Consider the following 255-nt stretch of genomic DNA (forward strand, 5'->3'; position numbering starts at 1 on the left):
AATAAGTAACAGATAACTACTTTTAGCTATTTTCAGAAACGGGCAAATTTCAACCATCTTGTAAGGGCGTTCTGTTAAAACTGCCAGAATAATCCCAGACTTCCTACTATGTATTTTTTGTGCGAGTCTTCTGTATAGTCTGGACTCATTGCTACGACACTCAATTTGATGCCGATACTGGGGTAATAAGCAAGTAATCCTGCAGCAACTGTCGCTTGTAAGTTATTTAACGTAATGTCTGGTACTGTATCAGGT

General features: G+C 38.4%; 1 pseudogene. It reads right to left on the reverse strand.

Annotation, left to right across the window (positions count from 1 at the left end):
- Positions 1-74: 74 nt before the first annotated feature.
- Positions 75-255 (reverse strand): annotated as a pseudogene (locus JFU56_RS22610) (lipid A deacylase LpxR family protein); the annotation flags it as partial.

This window comes from Moritella sp. F3 (genome assembly GCF_015082335.1).
Lineage (GTDB): Bacteria > Pseudomonadota > Gammaproteobacteria > Enterobacterales > Moritellaceae > Moritella.